Origin of the sequence: Streptomyces endocoffeicus (assembly GCF_016741935.1) — a bacterium.
In the GTDB taxonomy this organism is placed as follows: domain Bacteria; phylum Actinomycetota; class Actinomycetes; order Streptomycetales; family Streptomycetaceae; genus Streptomyces; species Streptomyces endocoffeicus.
The window spans coordinates 61,503-76,199 of the sequence record NZ_JAERRG010000038.1 but is presented as its reverse complement, the minus strand read 5'-3'; the positions used below and the strand labels follow the sequence as shown (position 1 = coordinate 76,199).

The window sequence follows — 14,697 nt, the reverse complement described above, 5'->3', positions numbered from 1 at the left end:
CAGAACTAACGAAAAGCTCAGTAGCAGTCGGAGGGCAAGCGGCGCGTCGTGCGGTGGGCTGCGTCGGCTGTGTCGGCCGAGTCCTCAACGGGCTCGTTGGGTGACCGCTTGCCTGTCGACATGACCACGACCGCGATGAGTGCGAGTGCACCGGACATGGCGCCGAATCCGGTCGAGAAGGTGGCGATCTGTGCGGCGAGGCCGAGCAAGAGGGACCCGAGGCCGGTTCCGCTGTCGTAGCCGATGTTCCAGGCAACGGAGGTGGTGTGCCGGTTTTCGGTTCCGGCCTGGTTGAGCGCTTGAACCAGGGTGATGCTCTGCAGCCCACCGTACGCCGCTCCCAGCAGGACGAGGCCGCCCAGCAGGCCGGCGATGGGCGGCTGGCCGGAGCGGACGGCGACGGTGATGAGCAAGAGCCCGGCGCAGGCGGCGGCCAGGAGCGTACAGGTCAGCGGGCGCGGCGGGAAGCGATCTGCCAGGACTCCGCAACCCCAGCGGGCCGCCGCGGCGCCGGCGGTGAAGAGGAACAGCGCGCTCGCGGCCAGGGCGGGCGGAGCCGCGAACTGGGGTGTGAAGGTCAGGACGGCGCCTCCGGCCGAGGTCACCAGCAGCAGTGTGATGAGCGGTAGCAGGATGCGGCGGAGCACTGTGGACGCGGGGGCCGCGCCCACTGAGGTCTGTTCCGACGCCGGAGCCTCGGTGCGGGTCTCGACCGCGCGTCCCAAGGTGCGGGTGAAGGGCAGGGCGAGGATGGGCAGCGCACCGCATGCGATGATCGTGGGGAGGGCGAGTGCCGCGGTCAGGGCCGGGGTGGCCGGGGTGAGCACCATCTGCGGCAGAGCGATCGCCAGGCCGTACACGCCGATGGCGGCTCCTTGGCGTCCACGGGGAGCGATGATCGCGACAGCGGTGGAACCGCAGACGGTGACGATGCCGAACCCCAGCCCTCGCAGGGCGGTGGTGGCCAGGACCGCCCAGAGGCTGTCATTGAGGGCCTGCAACGGCGCCGGCAGGCCGAGAAGCAGGGCCCCGAGAGCGAGCGTGCGCGGCCATCCCAGCCTGCGCAGGGCAGCTTTGACGAGCAGTTGGGCCAGCACGGTGGTGGCCATCAGCACGGCGGTGACGAGTCCGGCGCCGAACTCGTTGGCGCCTCCGTGCACCGCCCACTGCGGTGAGACGGGCAGCAGGAGGGCGAAGCCCGAGAAGCAGAAGAGCACCAGCAACAGCAAGTGCGCCATGCCGGGGGCGGTGATGACGGACGACTTCGTGCGAGTCATGGGCAGCAGTGCTTTCTGCGCCGCCGCTATGGGCCGGCGTAGGGGGCGGGTGGGGTGATGCGGTTCAGCCGCACCGCACGGGCCGGGTGAGGGCGATTCTGTCCACGCCGTGCATGGGGTGCGGGCGGGGCGGATGCCGGTCGCGGATGGCGAGGTGACGCCGAACGGCACGCCGCGGGGAATGTGTGCCGTCGAGGCACAGGGGCGTCCGGGCCGCCGGGGGACGCTCCTGGCAGAACGCCGGGTAACCGGCGTCGATTGTCTCAGGATGTCCGGGGCCATGCTCATGAATGTATGGGATGGCAGGTCGCGGACGACAGCGGCGTGCGTAGCCGGCCAGCCGGGCGAGGCGAGGTGCTCGTTGCGGCGGTCACGTAGGAGCGCGGCCGGGCGGCGGGCGTACTCAGTGGTCGAGGCCGGGGCGGGACAGCGCTCGCACAAGTCGGTCAGGAGCTTGCGTTCGGAGCCGGATCGTGCCGGACGGCTTATGGGGGATCGCCGAGCCGCTGATCCCGGAGCGATGGGGGAGAAGCGATATTGGCGCAGAAGGCCGGCGCAGAAGGCTGGTTCAGGGTAGTTCTTTTCAGTGCGGCGGTAGTATCGTTTTGCGGAAAGCATCGAAGCCGGACTGCATGAGCCCGGGGGTGGACTCTCTTGATTACCCATGTCCGGAGTGTGGCGCTCGGCGTACCCGACCTCGCCGCCGCGCGCGAATTCTTCCAGAAGCACTGGCAATTGGACCTCGTCGATACGGACTCGGACCGGGTGTTCCTCGGAGCCGGGTGCCAGGAGAACCAGGTGCTGCGGTTACGGGCCACCGCCAAGCCCCGCGTCGACCTGCTGTGTCTGGCCGCGGCCACCGACGCGGACGTGGACGCGATCGCCGGGCGAGTGGCGGCACACCCGCTCGGCCGCCTCGTCAGCGAGCCCGCCACCTGCGACGATGCGGGTGGCGGTTACCGGTTCCGGTTCCTTGACTGCGAGGGACGCACGGTCGAGGTGTCGTCCCGGCTGGACGTGCGGGCGTTCCGGCCGGTTGAACCGGGTGAGGGCAGACCGACCGGGATCAGCCATGTGGTGCTCAACACCTCGGATCTGCCGACCGCGCTGGCCTTCTATCAATCGATTTTCGACCTCAAGGTGAGCGACTGGGTGGAGGACATCATGGTATTCCTCCGTTCCGGTACGGCCCACCACATGCTCGCGTTCACCCGGGCACCGCACACTTCGCTCAATCACATCGCCTTCGAATTACGCGGGATCGATGAATTCATGCGGGCAACCGGTGTCATGGTCAGAAAAGGTTACACTCCGCTGTGGGGGCCGGGCCGGCACGGTGTCGGGGCGAACACTTTCACATATTTCCAGGAGCCCGTATCGAGATTCGTCGCCGAATACACCACGGGAATGCTGCGGATCGATCCCGACCACGAGTGGACTCCCCGCGTCTACCCGGGCAACGCGCAGACGAGTGACACCTGGGGGGTGGCGTCGCCGCGCGACGACGCGGTGTCGGCGAGCCTCCTGGGCTGCCCGGACACGGGGTTGTGGCAGCCGCCGCCGGCGTGATCTGAACGAGGAGTGAGGGGGCGCGGCAGATGGGAGGAGACAGCCGCATGGGACGCGAAGACGGTCGGCGGGTGGAGCGGGAGCCGGTTGCCGTGGTGACGGGCGGAGCCTCGGGAATCGGCCGCGCCGTCGTGGCGGACCTGGCCGCGCACGGCTATCGGGTCGCCGTGCTCGACCGCGAGGCTCCCGCGGACGGGGACTCGGACCGGGTGCGGTGGGTGGTCGGCGACGTACGTGACCCCGATGCGAACGACGGGGTGGTGGACGTCGCGTTGTCCCGCTTCGGCGGGCTGGACCTGTTCGTCGGCAACGCGGGGGTCCACGACGGCGGGATCGGGATACGCGACGCGGGCGGCGCCGAACTGGCCGAAGTGACCCGGTATCTGCTCGACGTGGACGTCGTCGGCTACCTGCTCGGGGCACGGGCGGCTGTCAGGGCCCTCGCCGGCAGCAAGGGCTCGATGGTCTTCACCCTGTCCGACGCGTCCTACCTCGTGCGCGGCAACGGCGCGGGCATCGCGTACGCCGCCGCCAAGCACGCGGCGCTGGGGGTGGTGCGCCACCTGGCCGCCGACCTCGCGCCCGCGGTCCGGGTCAACGCCGTGGCCCCGGGTGGGATCGTGACCGGACTGCGCACGATGGACGGTCTGCGGGTCTTCGCCGGTGCCGACGAGATCACGGCGACGGTGCGGGCGTTCAACCCCCTGGGCGTGGTCCTGTGCGCCGAGCAGGTCGCCCCCCTGTACCGGTTCCTGGCGTCCCCCGCGGCAGAGGGCATGACCGGTGAGGTGCTGCGGCCCGATGGTGGCCTGACCGTGCGGTAGGGCGCGGCTCACCCGTCCACCACCACCTCGAGCACGTACGGGCCGGTGGCGGTGAGCGCGGCCCTCAGCGCGGACACCAGTTCAGCCGGATCGGCGACCCGTCTTCCCACGCAGCCCTGGGCGGTGGCGAGTGCGGCGAAATCCAGCCCGTCGAGCGTCGTGCCCACCGGTTTCCCCATGCCCAATCGTTCGGCGAACCCCTCCACCGTGGCGTAACGGCGGTTGTTCACCACGATGACGGCGATCGGGAGACGAAGCCGGGCCGCCGACCACAGCGCCTGGATGGCGTACATGGCGGAGCCGTCGCCCACCACGGCGACCACTCGGGCTCCCGGCCGCCCCAGCGCCATGCCGACCGCCGCGGGAAGTCCGTGTCCCAGCGCGCCGCTCGCGGTCGTGTAGAAGGTTTCGGGCCCCGGATTGGGCAGGTACTCGCACATCACCGGCCGGGTTCCCGGAGCCTCCTCCACCAGGACGCACCCCGCAGGCCGTTCTTCGGCAAGGGCGTGCACCAAGTGCGCCTGGGAGATCCGGTCGGCGCGGGGCGTGGGCGGTTTCGGGGGCTGCCGGGCGGGCGGCGGGGTGCGCGGCCTCCTCGGCGGGTGGGCGCCGAGCATCCGCAGGGCGGGCGCCAGCCCGGTGATGACAGCGGTACCGCTCGGGCACCAGGACGCCTGCTCGGGGTCGTCGGTGAGCAGATAGAGGTCGGTCCCGGGCGGGAGGTGCGGGCCGGTTCCCGGAACGTGGTAGGTGAACACCGGCGCACCCACCGACAGCACGAGGTCGTTCCCCGTCAGCGCGCGCACGATGTCCTCGCGCACCGGTGGCAGGAAGCCGGCGAACAGCGGGTGAAGTTCGGGGAAGGCGCACCGGTGGGACATCGGTTCCGCCCAGACCGGCGCCTGGTGTGCCTCGGCCAGCGTCACCAGGTCGGGCACGGCCATCTCGCGGTCGACCCCGGCCCCCGCGATCAGGACGGGCGACTCCGCGCGCGCCAGCGCCTGGCCGACGCGGGCGAGCAGGCCGGGGTCCGCGGCCACCGTGGTGCTCGTCAGCCTGGCCGTGACGGGGGGTTCGGCGGGCTGGTCCCAGTCGTCCGCCGGGACGGACACGAGCACCGGCCCCGCGGGCGGAGCGGTCGCGAGGTGCCGGGCGCGGGAGATGGCCGACGGCACGTCCTGGGCGCGGGCGGGCTCGCGACTGAGCTTGACGTACGGGCGGGGCAGCGTGGCCGGGTCCTCCGACAACAGATACGGGTGGCCCTCCAGCAGGGAGCGCGCCTGCTGGCCGGCGACGACCACCAGCGGCGTCCGGTTGCGGCGCGCGGTGAACAGCGCGCCCATCGCGTGCCCCACCCCGGCCGCCGAGTGCAGGTTGACCAGCACGGGGCGGTGGGTGGCCTGCGCGTACCCGTCGGCCATCGCCACCACCACCGACTCCTGCAGGCCAAGCACGTACCGGAAGTCGTCGGGGAAGTCGCGCAGCATGGGCAGTTCCAGCGATCCGGGATTGCCGAAGACGGTGGTCATGTCCTCCGCGCGCAGCAGGTCGAACACGGCCTCGCGTACTGTCGTCGTCTCGCCGGAGAGTGTCATCGGAGGCCGCCTTCCGCCGTGATGCCCGCTGCCCGGAGCGCCGCACGGACGCGCGACGGAGTCAGGGGGAGCGAGGTGAGGGTGTGCGCGATCTCGGGAACGGCGGCGGCCACCGCACAGGTGACCGCCGCGGGCGGCAGGAGGGTGCCGCCCTCGCCGAGACCCTTGAACCCCCCGGGAATCGCCGTGCTGGGAGTGCAGGTGTGCTCGATGACGAGGTCTTCGGGAACGTCCTGGGCCGCGGGAACGGTGTACTCGCGGAACGACCGGGTGACGGGGACACCCTCGGCGTCGGCCCTGGCCTCCTCGCTCAGCGCCTGTCCCAGCCCCTGGGCGATTCCCCCGGCGATCTGCCCGTGCGCGATCAGCGGGTTGACCAGGACGCCGCTGTCGTGAACGGCCCAGTAGCCGGTCACCGTGACGCGCCCGGTGCCGACATCGACCGTGACCTCCGCGGCGTGCGCGCCGTGGGCGAAGGTGAGCCGCGGCGGGTCGAAGTCCACCGCCTCCTCCAGCCGTATCCGGTCGGTGTCCTTCCTGTTCCCCCATCCCCGGTAGCCGCGATGGGCGACCTCGCGCCAGGTGATCCGCGCGCCGTCGGTACCGTGAAAGGCCGCGTCCGGGGATGACGGGTCCGCACGGGAGCCGATCTGCTGGGTCACCCGGTCGGGATCGGTGCCCAGGAACCCGGCGGCCAGCGTTCTCATCCGGTCGGCGAGCCGCCGGGCGGCGATGAGCAGTGCGCCGCCCGCGAGCGTCAGCGCCCGGCTGGCCTGGGCGGACAGGTCGGAGTGTGGGGCGGTGTCGGTGTCCCCGAGTTCGACCCGCACCCAGTCCAGGGGTACGCCCAGCCCTTCCGCCGCGATCTGGGCCAGGCTGGTCTCGATGCCCTGGCCGACCGCGATCACCCCGGAGTAGGCGGTGACGGTCCCGTCGTGGTTGATCCGCAGCCGCGCTCCCTCCCAGCCGCTCCACGCGATCCCGTACGTTTCGAGCAGAGCGGAGGGCGCGAACGCGGTGATCTCCACCGCGGCCACGACGGCGGTGCCCCGGCGCACCCACGGCGGGTCCGAGGGGGGTGGGCGCTCGGCCAGGGCGGCGGCACGGCGCAGTGCGGCACCGTAGTCGCCGCTGTCGTAGGTGAGTCCGGTGTACGTGGTGTGCGGCAGCTCCTCCGGCCGGATCAGGTTCCGCAGCCTCAACTCCACTGCCGGAACGTCGAGTTCACGGGCCGCCTCCTCGATGAGCCGCTCACGGATGAACGCCGCTTCCTGCATGCCGTACCCGCGATAGGCGCCGGTGGGGACGCGGGTGGTGTACACCCCGGTGACGGTGGCCGCGGCGGCGTCCACGTGGTACGGGCCCTGGAGGGTCAGGGCGGTCACCTGATGCGGTCCGCTGCCCGCCTGGGTCGCGTATGCGCCCAGGTCCGCGAGGATGTGCGCGTCGAACGCCAGGAACCGGCCCTCGTGGCCGACGGCCAGGCGAGCGGTGGTCCGCTGGCCCCGCCCCTGGTAGGCGCCGTTGAAGTTCTCCGCGCGCGACTCCACCCAGCGCACCGCGGCGCCCAGGGCGACCGCGGCCGCGCACACCATCGCCTCGTCCGGGTAGAGCGAGACCTTGCTGCCGAACGACCCGCCTATGTCCGGCGCGATGACGCGCACCCGGTCCGCGCGCATTCCCAGCACGGCGCAGAGGTCTTGACGCATGGAGTGCGGGGACTGGCTGCCGGCGTGCACGGTGAGCAGTCCGGTGCCCGGGTCGTACTCGGCCAGCACACCGCGCGGCTCCAGGGGGGAGTGGTTCACCCTCGGCAGGGTGAACTCTCGTTCCACGACCAGTTCCGCTCGCGCGAAAGCCGCGGCGACGTCCTCCTCGGGAGAGCCGAAGCGAATGCTCCCGGCCTCGTTGCCCGCGGCACCCGGCACGATGGGCGGAGCGTGCTCGGCCAGCGCATCGGCGAGGGTGGCCGCCGGGGGCAGGGGATCGAGGTCGAGCCGTACGGCTTCGGCCAGGTCCTCGGCCGCGGTCGGGGTGTCCGCGACCACGATGCCCAGCGGCTGCCCGGCGTAGCGAGCGGTGTGCGCGGCGATGGGAATACGGTCCTCCGGCTGGCCGGGCAACCGCCAGGCGGTCGGGATCGGCGCCGTGCGCTCGGCGAGGTCGTCGGGGCCCAGCACGAGTGCGCAGCGTGGGTCGCTCCTGGCGGCGGAGGCGTCGAAGCCGACGACCCGAGCGTGCGCGAGCGGGCTTCGCACGAGCGTCGCGTACAGCACTCCCGCCGCGCGCAGGTCGGCGAGGAAGCGGCCGTGTCCGCGCACCAACCGGTCGTGGTGGCGAGGGGGAACGGGCCTCCCTATGTGCTGGTGCGCCCCGCTCACCGGTCGCCCCCCGAACCGCCGGAGAGCTTGCGCAGCGCGGCGCGGATGCCGTCGTAGCCGGTGCACCTGCACAAGTGCCCGGCCAGCACGTCCGCTTCGCTCCCGCCGCGGCCGGCGGCGTGGGCCATCCGCACCACCAAACCGGGGGTGCAGAATCCGCACTGGAGGCCGTGCTCCTCGACGAGGGCGCGTTGAACCCCCGTCAGGTCACCGCCGCCGGCGACCCCCTCCACCGTGCTGACCTCCCGGCCGTCGGCCTGCACCGCGAGGACGAGGCAGGAGCAGACCGGCTCCCCGTCGAGCAGCACCACGCAGGCGCCGCAGTCGCCGGTACCGCAGCCGATGTGTGTGCCGGTCAGCCGCAGGCCGGTGCGCAGGTGTTCGGCCAGGGTGGTGTGGTCCCAGGCGTCTTCGGCGCGCACGACCCCGTTGACCCGCACCGTGACTGTCCGGACGCTCATCGTCCCTCCCGGGCGGCTCGTGCCGTGAGTGCTCGCAGGAGCAGCACACCGGCCACTTCGGCCCGGTACTCCTGGTCCTCGGGTCCAGGGCCTCGGGCGACCTCCGCTGCGACCGAGGCGACCAGCCCCCGGTGCGGTCCGGCGACGGGGCGGTCCGCCAGTTCGGCCTCGACGCCGGGCAGCCGAGCGGGGACGGGCCCGCATCCGGCCACCACCACGCGTGCGGCCCGGACGAGACCGTCGGCGACGTGGAGCCCCAGGCACACGCCGACGACGGGGTACCCGGTGCTGCCGCGCGTGCACACCTCGCTGAACTCGTACGCGAGCCCGTCGGCGCGGGGGAAGACGACCTCGGTCAGCACCTCGTCCGGCGCGCGGACGGTGGTTCCCGCACCGGTGGCGAACCGGGCCGCGGGTACGGACCGCGCACCGCGTACCGATCGCAGTACCACGTCGGCGCCGAGAGCGACCGCGACCGCCGGGAGTTCGGCGGCCGGGGCCGCATGGCACAACGAACCGCCCAGCGTGGAACGCACGCGGATGTGCGGATGGGCCACCGAGGCGGCGGCGGAGGCCAACACGGGCAGTGCGGTGGCCAGTTCCGCGTGCTGCTCCAGATCGCGCAGTCTGGTCATCGCGCCTATCCTGACGCGGTGGGGAGCCACCTCGATCCCCGCCAGGCCGGGTATCCCGTTCAGGTCCACGACCAGGTCCGGGCGCACCTCGCGGCGGGTCAGCAGGGGCAGCAGGCTCTGCCCGCCGGCCAGTGGTGTCACTGTCAGCCCGGGGGAGTGAAGCGTGCGCAACGCCTCGTCGACGGTCGTGGGCGCGGTGTAGTCGAAGGCGACGGCCGTCATGTGGGCGCCCCCTCCTCCACTGCCGCGCGCACCACGGCCGTGACCGCCGAGGGAGTCAGGGCGCACAGCGCGTCCAGGGCCGTGGCGTCGAGCAGTGCACGGCGTCCCGTGCGCTCGGACACCAGCAGCAGTCGCCGGCCGTTGCCGGTCGGGTGCAGCAGGACGTCGACCGATGCCGACTCGCACGAGACCCTGCACAACAGGACATCCTCCCGGGGTTCGCCTTCAGAAGATGACGGAAAGCTGTTCATGGGTGGCGACCTCCACGTCTAGCAGGACACACCTGCGCAGCAGCAGCCAGCGCCCGTGACGCTCGCGGAGCAGGTCCCGGCGCGCGGCGCTGACGAGCGCGGTGTGCTCGACTCCCCGGTTACTGGTGACCAGGAGGTTGGCATCGGCTCGCACCACCCCGGGGGCGGGTGCGTCGAACACGCGCACCGACCCCAGGAAATGACGCGTGGTGGCGGCGGGCCGGTCCGACCACGCCGGGACCAGTCCGACACGGCCGAACTTCAGCTCGAGCACCGGCTTGGTGGCCTCGAAGAGCACGGCGGACCGGCTGTGCCGGGGCAGCGCGGGGTCCTCTCGCAGCAGCGGCACCGGGATCTCGTAGCGGAAGACGGGATCGAGCATGTCCAGCCACCGCTGGTGCTCGCCCTCGTCCAGCGCGGCGCTCTCCTCCGTGAGTACGGCGGTGATCTCCGCGTCGAGGCCGGGGAGCCGTGGGCCCCGGTCGGGAAACGGGCATCGGGCCAGTTCCTCGGGGCGGGCGGTGGACTGCGCCGGAGGGCGCGGGTCAGGCTGGTCGATCACGGCAGTTCCCCCATCAACGTCGACCAGCGCCGATAGAAGGCGCGCTGGTTGTGCTCGCTGAGAGTGGCTACCTCGGCCCGCGCCGGCCCCGGGAAGTCCCGGGCCGGGGTGGACCGGCCGACACCGAGGGTCAGGTCCACGGGCCCTCCTCGCCCCGGTGCCGAGCGGGCGAGGGCGGCATCGATCCGGGCGAAGTTCTCGAAGTCGTCCATCTCGAAGAGGATGCCACCCGCGGACTGGGTGCGTGCCTGGAAACGGTAGGAGCGGCGCCGCCACTCCCGGTCCATCGCGGTGGGCACGAGCGTCCAGTACACGCACTCGGTCTCGCGGGCGCTGACCGGCACGTGGGCGCGGACCACCAGATAGCGGGTCAGCGGATCGGTGTCCTCACCCACGGCGCGGTCGTGCGCGACGCTGAGGAACACGGTGTTCGGGAACACCACCCCGTGCGCCACCTCGCAGTGCGAGGTGAACCGCACCTGTTCCGGGGTCTGCGCGGCGGTCAGTGCGGGCCACCGCTCGGGCGGGTAGCCAGGGAACTGCGGGGCGGTGAGATCCCGTTCCTCGATGGAGCGCCCGCTCTCGACGACGTAGCCCGCGCGCAGGCTGTGCCCGGCCGGGGTGGCGATATTGACCGCGACCAGGTCGGTTCCCGCACGCCCCCGGGTGCCGTTGGCCAGGGTGTCGCCGTAGATCCCCTGGTCGAGCGCGATCTGGTGAGTGGTCCGCATGTGGTACCCGTCGCCCGCGAAGTTGTCCGTGGGGATCTTCCAGTTTCCCTTGGCGCGCACGCGCTGCGGGGGACCGCACACCTCCCACTCTCCCGCCCCGCAGTCGAGGATGGCGTCGAGATACCAGGCGATCTCGCCGAGATAGTCCTCCAGGGCGGGGGCTGTCGCGTCCCAGGTGGCGAACAGGAACCCGCGCCGGCAGGCCACGCGTGCCGAGGGCAGGCCGTGCCGGGTGTGGTCGAAGTCCGGTGGGTACCCCGACCGGAGCGCGGGCACGCCGACCAGCCTGCCGTCGTTGGTGAAGGTCCAGCCGTGGTAGCTGCACCGAAGGTGTGCGGTGTTGCCCAGGCTCGCACGGCACAGGCGGGTGCCCCGGTGGGTGCACGAATTGTGCAGCGCTCGTATTTCGCCGTCTTCTCCACGTACGACGACGACCTCGTCCCGGCCGAGCATACGCAGGACGTAATCGCCCGGCTCGGGCACCTCGCCGGCGAATCCGAGAAATTGCCAGGAAGGATGGAAAACGCGATCATATTCAGCATCGAGGATGTCGCTGTCAATAAATGCACGGCGACCGATCGGGCGCATCGGGCCATCGACTCCGAACGACATTCATCCCTCCCAGAGGGCAATTTCGCGACAGGGTGGACCGCGCATCATCCATCGAGGGTCGCCCGTACCGGAAAACGCGGATCGCACAGCGCCGCGAGGGCCAGGTCAAGTAAGGAGGACAGGTGGACAGCACATACGCGAGCCCCGCCAGGCAGTCGCGTCGTAGCTCCACTACCGGATGAGGGCTGCGAGTCCCGCCAGACCACGGAGTGCCGCTCATCGGCAAGCAATGCTAAATGCGGCGACTTGGGCGTGCAAGGGCCGGTCCTCAGGGCCGGCAGCCACCCGTCCCGTCCGCCCGGCGCGCCTCCGCTCCCGCGTGGCGGCCCGGTCTTGATGTCCTTTTCCCCGGTCAGGAGGGGTGTCGCGGCGGGCGCAGGGGTTCTTGGACGGCAGGCCGACCGCGACGGACCATGGGCCGCGCAGGAGTGGCAACCGCCTCAACTGAGCCAGGGAAACCGGCCCTTCTTCGGCGGTATCCGGCCGCTTTCACTTCGCTTCGGCACCTCCCGTCACGGGTCTTCGGCCTCGTCGGCGTGCACCTCCCGACCCCTGTCCCGCCCCCATGACGCAGCGCCCGCAAGCCTCCGTCGAAGCTGGCCGAAAAACAGCCGGATTTCCGCTTGGAATCCAAAAAAGGAAGACCGAATCCCACCGCCTTGAAACACCGCGGAAAAATACATTACGGTGACACCGCGAGAGCCACGGATTCATGCCCCGGCTCCGATCCCGGTGTCACCTCCGGCGCTATCGGATGCCCAGTGCCCTCCCGCCTACCTCTTGGGAGCCCTTCCTGTGTCACTCGACCTCACCACCATCGATGACTTCTCCCACAACAACTTCCAGTACATCGAGGACCCGTTCTCCTTCTACGCGCTGATGCGCGAGCGCAGCCCGGCCCACCTGTCCGGAAGGATCTTCGGCGGCACCTGGCTGATGTTCCGGTACGCCGACTGCGCGCGCTTGATGAAGGACGAGCGGCTGTCCAACGCACGCTCGGCGGTCCCGTTGCGGTTCCTCGCGCCGGCGCAGCGCGAGGAGTTCGCGGACATGCTCGACATCTACGGCCGTTGGCTGGCGTTCCACGACGGCATGGAGCACACCCGTAACCGCCGGCAGGCCAACCGGGGCTATATGCCGTTCACCGACGAGTACCTCGAGCCGCGCATCCAGGGCATCGTCGACGGACTGCTCGATCGGGCCGACCCCACCGGGTTCGACCTCATATCGGACTTCGCCTTCCCGCTGCCCGCCATGGTGATCGCCGATGTGCTCGGCGTCCCGGTCGAAGCGCACGCCGACCTCAACCGCTGGACGGACGACATCGCGCACCTGTTCGGCTCGACCTCGGTCTCGGTGGAGCACCTGCGCCGGACCAGGGAGAGCACCCGGCAACTCGCCGCCTTCCTGGCGTCCGAGGACAACGCGCGCCGCTCTCGCGCCGCGGGCGGCCTGCTGCACCGATTACGGGAGACCGAGGTCCACGGGCACCGCTTCTCCGAGCACGACGTGGTCGCGCAGGCGGCGCTGCTGCTGTTCGCGGGCGTGGCGTCCATCCGGTATCTCATCGGCAACAGCGTGCGCGCCCTCGCCGCCGTCCCCACCGCCGAGCGGGATCTGCTGCTGGATCCCGCCACCGTGGGTCCCGCCGTCGAAGAACTGCTGCGCGTGTGCACACCGGTCTCGTTCGTCGGCCGGGTCGCGAGCGAGGACTTCGAGTACACCGCCGACGACGGGACCGTCGTCCCGCTGCGCAAGGGGCGGCCCCTGCTGCTGTACGTGGCCTCGGCCAACCGCGACCCCGACGTCTTCGAGCGCCCGGACGAGCTGGTCCTCGACCGGCCGCTGCCCAACCAGCACCTGACCTTCGGCACCGGCCGGCATCTCTGCTTCGGCGACCCGCTCGTGCGCCAGACGACCCGGATCGCGCTGAGCACCCTGTACCGGAGATGGCCGGCTCTGCACGTGCCGCCGCAGGAGACCAACTGGAACAACAACCTCGGCTTCCATGGCTTCACATCGCTCTGGGTCACCGGCGGCGATTGAGCACCGGAGCGGACCGGTCGCCGCGCTCGTCCGCCACCAGCGGCAGCTCTCCACCTCACCACACCCAGTACGGACTCTTGCCAGCGGACAGGAGAACACCACCGTGACAGCACCCAACGTGCGCAATGTCGTCAACGGCAAGCGGGTCGAGCCGGTCCCGGGCACCGAACACATCAAGGTGTTCGACCCGTGTACCGGCGAACCACACTTACGCGTGCCGTGCACCGGAGCGGAAGACATCGACCGCGCCATGCGCGCGGCGGCGTCGGCCTTCGAGGAGTGGTCGCGGACCACCCCCGGCGACCGCCAGTCCGCGCTGCTGGAGCTGGCCGACGCCGTCTCCGGGCAGGCCGCCGAGTTCAGCAGGGCGGAGCTGGGTGACACCGGAAGCCGGGACGCCGCGGGCGAGATCCGCGGGATCGTCGACGAACTGCGCTTCTTCGCGGGGGCCGCGCGGCTGCTCGACGGTGTGGCGGGTGGCGAGTACGCGCCGGAGCACACCTCCTACACCCGGCGCGAACCGGTGGGAGTGTGCGCGCAACTCGCCCCGTGGAACTTCCCGCTGCTGATGGCGGTGTTGAAGGCGGCTCCGGCGATCGCCGCCGGGAACACCGTCGTGTTCAAGCCCGCCCAGACCACCCCCTCGTCGGCGCTCATGCTGGCCGATCTCGCCGCGCGGATCCTGCCGCCCGGCGTGCTCAACGTGGTCTGCGGCGGCCCCGCGACAGGGCGGCTCATGGTCGAGCACCCGGTGCCCGCCGCGGTCTCGCTGACCGGATCGGTCGCGGCTGGTGTGGACGTGGCCACCCGCGCCGCCGCCACGCTCAAGCGCACCCACCTCGAACTGGGTGGCAAGACCCCGGTCCTGGTGTGCGCCGACGCCGATGTCGCCGACGCCGCGCGGACCATCGTCACCGGGGCGGTCGCCAACGCGGGGCAGGATTGCACAGCCGCCAGCCGGGTCCTGGCTGTTGACGCGGTCCACGACCGGCTGCTCGAGTCGCTTGTGGCGGAGGCCTCGGCACGGCGCCCCGGGCCGCCCTCGGAACCCGACAGCGCGTACGGCCCGCTGAACAACCCCGAGCAGCTGGCGCGCGTGCGGGCATGCGTCGACGCGCTGCCGCCGCACGCACGGGTGGTCACGGGCGGCCACAAGGTGGGCGACCGGGGCTTCTTCTACGCCCCCACCGTCATCGAGGGAGTGCGCGGGGAAGACGACATCACACGTACGGAGATTTTCGGTCCCGTGATCACCGTCGAGCGCTGTACCGACGAAGCGGACGCCCTCCGGCGGGCCAACTCCTCGCCGTACGGCCTCGCTTCCACCGTCTGGACCACCGATCACCGACGGGCGATGCGGCTTTCGGCGGAGCTGGCCTACGGCACCGTATGGGTCAACACCCATCTGCAGTTCCCGTCGGAGCTGCCGCACGGTGGCTTTCGCCAGTCGGGTCACGGCAAGGATCTGTCACGGTACGGTTTCGAGGCGTACACGCGGATCAAGCAAGTGACGCATCACCTGTAGCAGTTG

Annotated in this window: 12 protein-coding genes; 4 read left to right on the top strand and 8 right to left on the bottom strand. The window is 71.3% G+C overall.

The window, feature by feature from the left end; translation table 11 throughout:
• Positions 1 to 17 precede the first annotated feature (17 nt).
• Entirely contained in the window at positions 18 to 1,277 is a 1,260-nt protein-coding gene (locus JK364_RS47465; RefSeq protein ID WP_201857662.1) for an MFS transporter, read from the bottom strand.
• A 675-nt stretch (positions 1,278 to 1,952) separates the two neighbouring features.
• Between JK364_RS47465 and JK364_RS47460 the strand changes: the two genes are divergently transcribed.
• Both JK364_RS47460 and JK364_RS47455 read left to right on the top strand, forming a co-directional pair.
• Complete coding sequence (locus JK364_RS47460) at positions 1,953 to 2,846, top strand: VOC family protein (RefSeq protein WP_307841626.1); 894 nt, start codon at positions 1,953 to 1,955, stop codon at positions 2,844 to 2,846.
• 47 nt (positions 2,847 to 2,893) lie between these two features.
• Positions 2,894 to 3,670 carry an SDR family oxidoreductase gene (locus JK364_RS47455; protein ID WP_201857660.1) on the top strand — a complete coding sequence of 259 codons (777 nt, stop codon included), beginning with the start codon at positions 2,894 to 2,896 and terminating at the stop codon, positions 3,668 to 3,670.
• An 8-nt stretch (positions 3,671 to 3,678) separates the two neighbouring features.
• On the opposite strand, the gene mdlC is transcribed toward JK364_RS47455, so the two are convergent.
• The 7 genes from mdlC to JK364_RS47420 are packed head-to-tail and all read right to left on the bottom strand — an operon-like array spanning position 3,679 to position 11,096.
• Complete coding sequence (gene mdlC / locus JK364_RS47450) at positions 3,679 to 5,265, bottom strand: benzoylformate decarboxylase (RefSeq protein WP_201857659.1); 1,587 nt, start codon at positions 5,263 to 5,265, stop codon at positions 3,679 to 3,681.
• Positions 5,262 to 7,586 carry a xanthine dehydrogenase family protein molybdopterin-binding subunit gene (locus JK364_RS47445; protein ID WP_201857658.1) on the bottom strand — a complete coding sequence of 775 codons (2,325 nt, stop codon included), beginning with the start codon at positions 7,584 to 7,586 and terminating at the stop codon, positions 5,262 to 5,264. The genes mdlC and JK364_RS47445 overlap by 4 nt, the downstream gene beginning before the upstream one ends.
• Before the next feature lie 56 nt (positions 7,587 to 7,642).
• Positions 7,643 to 8,107, bottom strand: a complete 465-nt coding sequence (locus JK364_RS47440; protein WP_201857657.1) for a (2Fe-2S)-binding protein — start codon at positions 8,105 to 8,107, stop codon at positions 7,643 to 7,645.
• Positions 8,104 to 8,964, bottom strand: a complete 861-nt coding sequence (locus JK364_RS47435) for an FAD binding domain-containing protein (RefSeq protein WP_201857656.1) — start codon at positions 8,962 to 8,964, stop codon at positions 8,104 to 8,106. Before JK364_RS47435 ends, JK364_RS47440 begins: the two co-directional genes overlap by 4 nt.
• Complete coding sequence (locus JK364_RS47430) at positions 8,961 to 9,164, bottom strand: hypothetical protein (RefSeq protein WP_201857655.1); 204 nt, start codon at positions 9,162 to 9,164, stop codon at positions 8,961 to 8,963. The genes JK364_RS47435 and JK364_RS47430 overlap by 4 nt, the downstream gene beginning before the upstream one ends.
• A 25-nt stretch (positions 9,165 to 9,189) precedes the next feature.
• On the bottom strand, positions 9,190 to 9,777 hold the full coding sequence (locus JK364_RS47425) for an aromatic-ring-hydroxylating dioxygenase subunit beta (RefSeq protein WP_201857654.1): 588 nt from the start codon (positions 9,775 to 9,777) through the stop codon (positions 9,190 to 9,192).
• Positions 9,774 to 11,096: an aromatic ring-hydroxylating oxygenase subunit alpha gene (locus JK364_RS47420; protein WP_269146415.1), complete on the bottom strand. Its 1,323-nt coding sequence runs from the start codon at positions 11,094 to 11,096 to the stop codon at positions 9,774 to 9,776. The genes JK364_RS47425 and JK364_RS47420 overlap by 4 nt, the downstream gene beginning before the upstream one ends.
• A gap of 819 nt (positions 11,097 to 11,915) precedes the next feature.
• Here JK364_RS47420 and JK364_RS57825 point away from each other — a divergent pair.
• Both JK364_RS57825 and JK364_RS47410 read left to right on the top strand, forming a co-directional pair.
• Positions 11,916 to 13,166, top strand: a complete 1,251-nt coding sequence (locus JK364_RS57825) for a cytochrome P450 (protein WP_201857652.1) — start codon at positions 11,916 to 11,918, stop codon at positions 13,164 to 13,166.
• Between the two features lie 103 nt (positions 13,167 to 13,269).
• Positions 13,270 to 14,691, top strand: coding sequence for an aldehyde dehydrogenase family protein (locus tag JK364_RS47410; protein WP_307841625.1), 1,422 nt, complete (start codon positions 13,270 to 13,272; stop codon positions 14,689 to 14,691).
• The last annotated feature ends 6 nt before the right edge of the window (positions 14,692 to 14,697 follow it).

Excerpts from the sequence above, each read along its gene's own strand:
- JK364_RS47465 (WP_201857662.1), bottom strand. The coding sequence starts at position 1,277 with ATGACTCGCACGAAGTCGTCCGTCATCACCGCCCCCGGCATGGCGCAC.
- JK364_RS47455 (WP_201857660.1), top strand. The coding sequence starts at position 2,894 with ATGGGACGCGAAGACGGTCGGCGGGTGGAGCGGGAGCCGGTTGCCGTG.
- mdlC (WP_201857659.1), bottom strand. The coding sequence starts at position 5,265 with ATGACACTCTCCGGCGAGACGACGACAGTACGCGAGGCCGTGTTCGAC.
- JK364_RS47440 (WP_201857657.1), bottom strand. The coding sequence starts at position 8,107 with ATGAGCGTCCGGACAGTCACGGTGCGGGTCAACGGGGTCGTGCGCGCC.
- JK364_RS47435 (WP_201857656.1), bottom strand. The coding sequence starts at position 8,964 with ATGACGGCCGTCGCCTTCGACTACACCGCGCCCACGACCGTCGACGAG.
- JK364_RS47420 (WP_269146415.1), bottom strand. The coding sequence starts at position 11,096 with ATGCGCCCGATCGGTCGCCGTGCATTTATTGACAGCGACATCCTCGAT.